Raw genomic sequence first — 5,430 nt, 5'->3', positions numbered from 1 at the left:
GAGCATGTCGCCAAGGTATGCGCCGACATCGGGCAACGGCAGCAGATCGGCCATCAGGGCGCGCAGGGAATCGAGCTGCGGGTCCGGGCGCATGAGAGCCAGCTGGGCTCGTGTGTTGTCGACAACGCGCTGTCCGGGCGGCCTGCGCTCCTGGTCGTAGGTGTCGAGCAGGTCCTTGCCTGCCGTGCCGCGCAGCGTGTGAGCGAGTTTCCACCCCAGGTTCAGGGCGTCGAGCAGACCGGTGTTGAGTCCCTGGCCCCCGACGGGGAAGTGCACGTGCGCGCTGTCGCCGGCGAGGAAGACCCTGCCCTGGCGGTAGTTGGCGACCAGCCGGGAGAAGTCGTTGAACCGGGACAGGTGCGTCGGCTCGGTCAGCGGGACGGCGTGGCCGACGATCCGCTCGGCCTCCCGGCTCAACTCCTCGACGGTGAGCGGGCTGCCGCGGTCGGGGTGCGGGCCCCGGCAGTCCAACGTCATCAATCTGCCGTACCCGTGCGCGTCGAACTTGGCGGCGGTCCAGCCGCGTTCGGTGCGCTGCCAGCCCGGCGGCAGCGCCGCCGGGTCCACGAGACGCACCTGCCCCATCAGGGCGGAGACGGTCGCGGGATGGGTGTCTGCGACGAATCCGCAGAGGTCGCGCACCGTGCTGCGGGCGCCGTCCGCCCCGATGAGGTACTCGGCGCGCACCTGCTCAGGACCTTGCGGACGCTTCGCCGTCACCTCTACGCCGTCCGGGTCCTGGACGATCCGTACGGCCTGGCTGTCGCGCAGGACCGTGGCACCGCGGCGTTGTGCGACAGCCTCGAACTGCCTTTCCAGATCAGCCTGTGGGCACTTGACCAGGATGGGAGGTTCGGTGGCCGGGGCGGTGATGCTCAGGCCCGGCAGACCGGCGAAGTGAAACGGTTCGCGATGGTGGCCCGCACGTTCTGCGCGACCCGCTTCGACCTCCATGAGGCCTCGGCGGGCCAGACTCTGCACAGTTCGAGCGTGCAGGGTTCCTGCCCTGGGCTCGTCGGTCGTCCGCGGCTTCGACTCGACGACGCAGACGTCGACGCCGTACGCCGCCAGTTCGGCGGCGAGCAGCATGCCGACCGGGCCCCCTCCGACGATCACCACTTGGGCGTGCCGTCGCAGCACGTCCGCCCCCCTTTCGATGTGCTCGGGCGATGGCCCGGGCAGTTCAGCTGAAGCGATGCGCGTGATCTGTGGCCCAGGCCCGGTACGTGGTGGCCGGGCGCCCCAGAAGCTTGTCGATGGTGAAGTCCACGCCCTGCTTGGCTCCAGCGCCCTGGCGGCGGGCGCTTTCCAGCAGGGCCTGCGCGATGGGTTCGGGATAGTGCTGCGCCCACGTGGCGTAGGCACGCTCGAGGGGGATCTCGTCACAGCGCAGGGGACGTGCCAGGACCTGGGAAAGGTGCTCGCACTGTTCGGCGGGCGAAATCGCTTCCGGGCCGGTGAGGGCGTATTCCTGCTGCTCATGACCGGGACCGGTGAGGGAGAGTACGGCGACTTCGGCGATGTCGCGGGGATCGATCGATGCGTTTCTGGACTGCGGCTGTGGCGTCACGACGGTGTTGTGGGCGCGGATCGAGCCCGCCCAGGAGAGCGTGTTCGACATGAATGAGCGAGGACGGAGCATCGTCCAGGCCAGGCCGCTGGCACGGATCCGGTCCTCGTTCTCGCGCTGCCAGTTGGTGATCAGATCGTCGGCCCGGTCGTCGGTGACCGCGAGCGCGGAGAGTTTCACCACGTGCTCCACGCCTGCCGTGCGGGCCGCGGCGAGCAGATTCGCGTCGTGGGCGGGCTCCAGCGGATTCGCGGTGACCGCGAACAGGGCCCGGGCACCGTCCAGGGCGCGCTCCAGCGAGCGTCGATCGGCGAAGTCGGCGCTCACGACGTCGGCGCCGGGTACCAGGGCACGCAGCCGGGAGAGGGAGCGGCCCAGCAGCCTCGTGGGGTGATCGGTGGAGAGGAGGCGGGCCACATGGCCCCCTACGGTGCCCGTGGCACCCGTCACGGCAATCACGCGGCGCTCTCCGGGTCCAGCAATATGGGGATCTCCCGGAAACCATTGGTGATGAAGGACGGAGTCGGTTCAAGATCTTGAACCGCTCGCGCCAGACGCATCCGGGGAAAGCGGGCGAACAGCGCCGGCAGGGCCACCGCGGCCTCCAGCCTCGCGAGCGAGGCTCCGGGGCAGTAGTGGACACCGTGCCCGAACGCCAGATGGTCGTGCCGGTTCGGGCGGGCGACCTGGAACTCGTGTGCGTCCGGGCCGTGCTGCTCCGGGTCGAGGCCTGCCGCGGCGAAGGAGATGAGCACCGGATCGCCCTGGCGGATGACGACGTGCTCCCCGAGATCGATGTCCTGCACGGCGAACCTCAGCGGCACGTAGGCCGCGGGGCCGCGTGCCCGGAGCGTCTCCTCAATAACGGCGTCCCACCCGGTGGCGCCGTGGACGACCTGCTCCAACTGGTCGGGGTGGGACAGGAGTTCCACGATGGCGTTGCCGAGCAGGTTCACGGTCGTTTCGTGTCCCGCGCCGATCATCAGCAGCAGGGTGTCGACCAGCTCCTGCTCGGTCAGCCGTGCGCCGTCGGTTTCGCGGGTCCAGACGAGCGCGGAGGCAAGGTCGTCGGCCGGCGCCAGGCGTTTGGCCGCGACCAGTTCGGCAAGCACCTGGTGCAGGCTCTCCTGGGCCGCGCGGACCTCCTCGGCTGTGGCGGAGGTGCGAAACGACTCGCTGAGCCCGTGCCTGAGCTGGGGGCGTTCGGCCTCTGAGACACCGAACAGTTCGCAGATCACCTGGATCGGCAGCTCGAGTGCGAAGTCCGCGATGAGGTCCACGGGCTCGTCACCGGGGCGCTGCGCAAGCGACTCCAGGAGCGCGGCGGTGTGCTGCACCACCTGCGGGCGCAGGGCTTCGCTGCGCCGGTGGGTGAAGGCGCCCGCGATGAGCCGGCGCAGCCGTGTGTGTTCCGCGCCGTAGGCCGAGAGCATGTTCTTGGCTGTGACCCAGTGGTGGAGCGGCCAGTCGTCGTCGATGCGGCCGTCTTTCAGCGATGGCCAGTGCAGGGAGGCGTCCTTGGATATCGCCGGGTCGCTCAGCAGGCGCTTGGCGGTGTCGTGCCGCGTGACGGCCCAGGCCGTGACCCCGCCGGGAAGCAGCACGCGGGAGGCGGGCCCGTCCCGTCGCAGCAGGGCCGCCTCTCCAGCGAGGTCGCTGCCCGTCAGGTCCATCGCGTATGGGCATACAGAAGTAGCCATGTGGTGCACTCCGTCCTGTGGGATGACGTGCTGCTGTGTGCGTGGCCGAACGTTCCGACGTGCGGTGGCGCTTCACATACTCGTGGGCCGCACCGTCCGGTGCGGCCCACGTTCAGCCTTGGCCTACGAGAGAGGGTCGGTCGCCCTGTGGGTCTGGCTCCTCGCGCAGGAGCTGGTCGACCATGGCCTGGACCTTGGCGCCGCGGTCGGCGGTGACGTCCAGCTGGACCAGTGCACTGGGCACGGCGGCACCTGCCATCAGGACGCGGTAGAGCACAGCGATGCGGTCGCACAGGTCCTGACGGTCGGTCATGGCCTGAGACATCAGCTGAACACCGGCGAACGCCCCGACGAACACTCCGGCCAGTTCTTTGGTGTCCACGTGCGGCTGCAACTCACCTGCCAGCCTGGCTTGTTCGAGCAGCGTTTCGCTCTCGCGCGTCCACGCCTCGAAGGGGATCTTGCGGTCCAGGCTGTCGTTGCCCGACCTCTCGAGTGCCAGACGCACGCTGCCTCTCAGCAGTGGGTCGACACCCATCTGATAGGCGAGCAGCATGCCGCGGTCGACGGCCTCCTGAAGCTTCAGGCGCTGGGACGGGACCGGGGGTACGACCTGGGCATTCTCCTGGAGAACGCCTTGCGCGAGCTGTTCCTTGGACGCGAAGTGGAAGTAGAGGGCTCCTTTGGTCACCCCCGACCGTGTCAGGATCTCGGACACGGTGGCCGCTTCATAGCCGACCTCGTCGAAGACCTGGGCGGCAGCCGCGAGAATTGCCTGTCGCGTTCGGACCGCACGCTCCTGCTGCGCCACGCGTCTCACCTCCAGGAACTGGCTGGGCAGAGCCGCTTGCTCCATCCCAAAAAAACCGGCAAGTCCGTATGATATCACTCGCCCTCGGCAAGCCCCAGATGGTTTTCTGGGCTCCTCCGGCCGGGAATGTGCCCCAGTTGACCTGGAACGGGCCCTGAGCCCCAGTTTCTCGCGGTTTATTCGAACGCACAGTTGCCGAGAACCGCTTGAACAAAACCGGTGGGTACGTATCTTAGTGGTTCTAGCGCAATCTGCCCTGCCGCCCCACCCTTCGAACAGCCGCCATGGAGACACCATGACTGTGCTCGCCCACCAGACAGAGGCAGCGGTGCGGGTCCCCCGGGCCACTGCCGAGGTTCTTCCCCCCCAACTCACCACCACAGTGCCGCGCGAGTACGTACACCGCGCTTCCCTGGCCGAGGTGTTCCTCACCGGATGCCGCCAGGTGGACGGCACGCGGTTCGCTCTCACCGGCCAATGGCCACGGGCCCACACCTTCTTCACCAGCAGGGACGGGCTCAGCCACGACCCCCTGCAGGCGGCCGAAACGATCCGCCAGGTCGGGCTGTTCCTGGCGCACTCGGAGTTTGGCGTTCCGCTGAACTATCAGTTCCTGCTCCACGACATGGAGTACTCGACGCATCCCGACCACCTCCTGATCAAGAACCAGCCGAGCCACCTCGACCTGGAGGCCGACTGCACGGACCTGGTGTGGAAGGGCGAGTACCTCGCGCACTTCGCCATGCATGTCGCGATCAGGCGAGGAGGTGAGCTCGCAGCGGAAGGCAGCGGGCACTTCACCTGCGTCGCGCCGGCCACCTACCGCCGGCTGCGCGGTGAACAGCGCACGGCGGCGACGCCGTCCCCCGTCCGGCCCACCCCCCTCGCACCCCATCTCGTGGACCGGATGCTGTCCCGCGATGTGGTCCTCGCCGAGGCCGACAGCCCAGGGCGCTGGCTGCTGAGCACCGATGCCCGCCATCCGGTCCTGTTCGATCACGTCGGCGACCACGTCCCCGGCATGGTCCTCATCGAAGCTGCACGGCAGGCTGCGTTCGCCCTGCTGGCTCCCCGGGCCTTCGCCCCTGCTGGAGCAACTACCGTCTTCCGCCAGTACGTCGAGTACGACACCTCCTGCTGGATCGATGCTGAGCAGCTGCCCTGTGCCGACGAGGGAACGGCCCGCGTCGCCGTCACCGGATGGCAGGGCGAGAAGCAAGCCTTCAGCACAGAACTTTTCGGCCAGCTTGCCAAGGCCTGACGAGCTGGGGCCCCGAGGCCGGACCGGCGCCTTGACGCCTGATGTCGGCCCGGTGGCGAAGCGACCCAAGCTACCGAGCACTGGGCAC

Annotated in this window: 5 protein-coding genes; 1 reads left to right on the top strand and 4 read right to left on the bottom strand. The window is 68.5% G+C overall.

Going from position 1 to position 5,430, the window contains the following annotated elements; genetic code table 11:
- From ABD378_RS44000 to ABD378_RS43985, 4 genes are all read right to left on the bottom strand, one after another.
- Window positions 1-1,140, bottom strand: a 1,140-nt coding sequence (locus tag ABD378_RS44000; protein ID WP_344531155.1) for an FAD-dependent monooxygenase, incomplete at its 3' end; no start/stop codon positions are given.
- A gap of 43 nt (window positions 1,141-1,183) precedes the next feature.
- On the bottom strand, window positions 1,184-2,020 hold the full coding sequence (locus ABD378_RS43995) for an NAD(P)H-binding protein (protein WP_344531157.1): 837 nt from the start codon (window positions 2,018-2,020) through the stop codon (window positions 1,184-1,186).
- Between the two features lie 5 nt (window positions 2,021-2,025).
- Window positions 2,026-3,270, bottom strand: a complete 1,245-nt coding sequence (locus ABD378_RS43990) for a cytochrome P450 family protein (RefSeq protein WP_344531153.1) — start codon at window positions 3,268-3,270, stop codon at window positions 2,026-2,028.
- 112 nt (window positions 3,271-3,382) lie between these two features.
- Window positions 3,383-4,081: a ScbR family autoregulator-binding transcription factor gene (locus ABD378_RS43985; RefSeq protein WP_344531151.1), complete on the bottom strand. Its 699-nt coding sequence runs from the start codon at window positions 4,079-4,081 to the stop codon at window positions 3,383-3,385.
- Window positions 4,082-4,376: 295 nt separating this feature from the next.
- On the opposite strand from ABD378_RS43985, the gene ABD378_RS43980 reads away from it, so the two are divergent.
- Window positions 4,377-5,342, top strand: a complete 966-nt coding sequence (locus ABD378_RS43980) for a ScbA/BarX family gamma-butyrolactone biosynthesis protein (RefSeq protein ID WP_344531149.1) — start codon at window positions 4,377-4,379, stop codon at window positions 5,340-5,342.
- The last annotated feature ends 88 nt before the right edge of the window (window positions 5,343-5,430 follow it).

Origin of the sequence: Streptomyces rectiviolaceus (assembly GCF_039533825.1) — a bacterium.
Lineage (GTDB): Bacteria > Actinomycetota > Actinomycetes > Streptomycetales > Streptomycetaceae > Streptomyces > Streptomyces rectiviolaceus.
Note: the sequence above shows the minus strand (reverse complement) of the source record. Positions and strands in the feature narration are given on the sequence as shown.

Coding starts and splice junctions, on each gene's coding strand:
- ABD378_RS43990 (WP_344531153.1), bottom strand. CDS start 3,270: ATGGCTACTTCTGTATGCCCATACGCGATGGACCTGACGGGCAGCGAC.
- ABD378_RS43980 (WP_344531149.1), top strand. CDS start 4,377: ATGACTGTGCTCGCCCACCAGACAGAGGCAGCGGTGCGGGTCCCCCGG.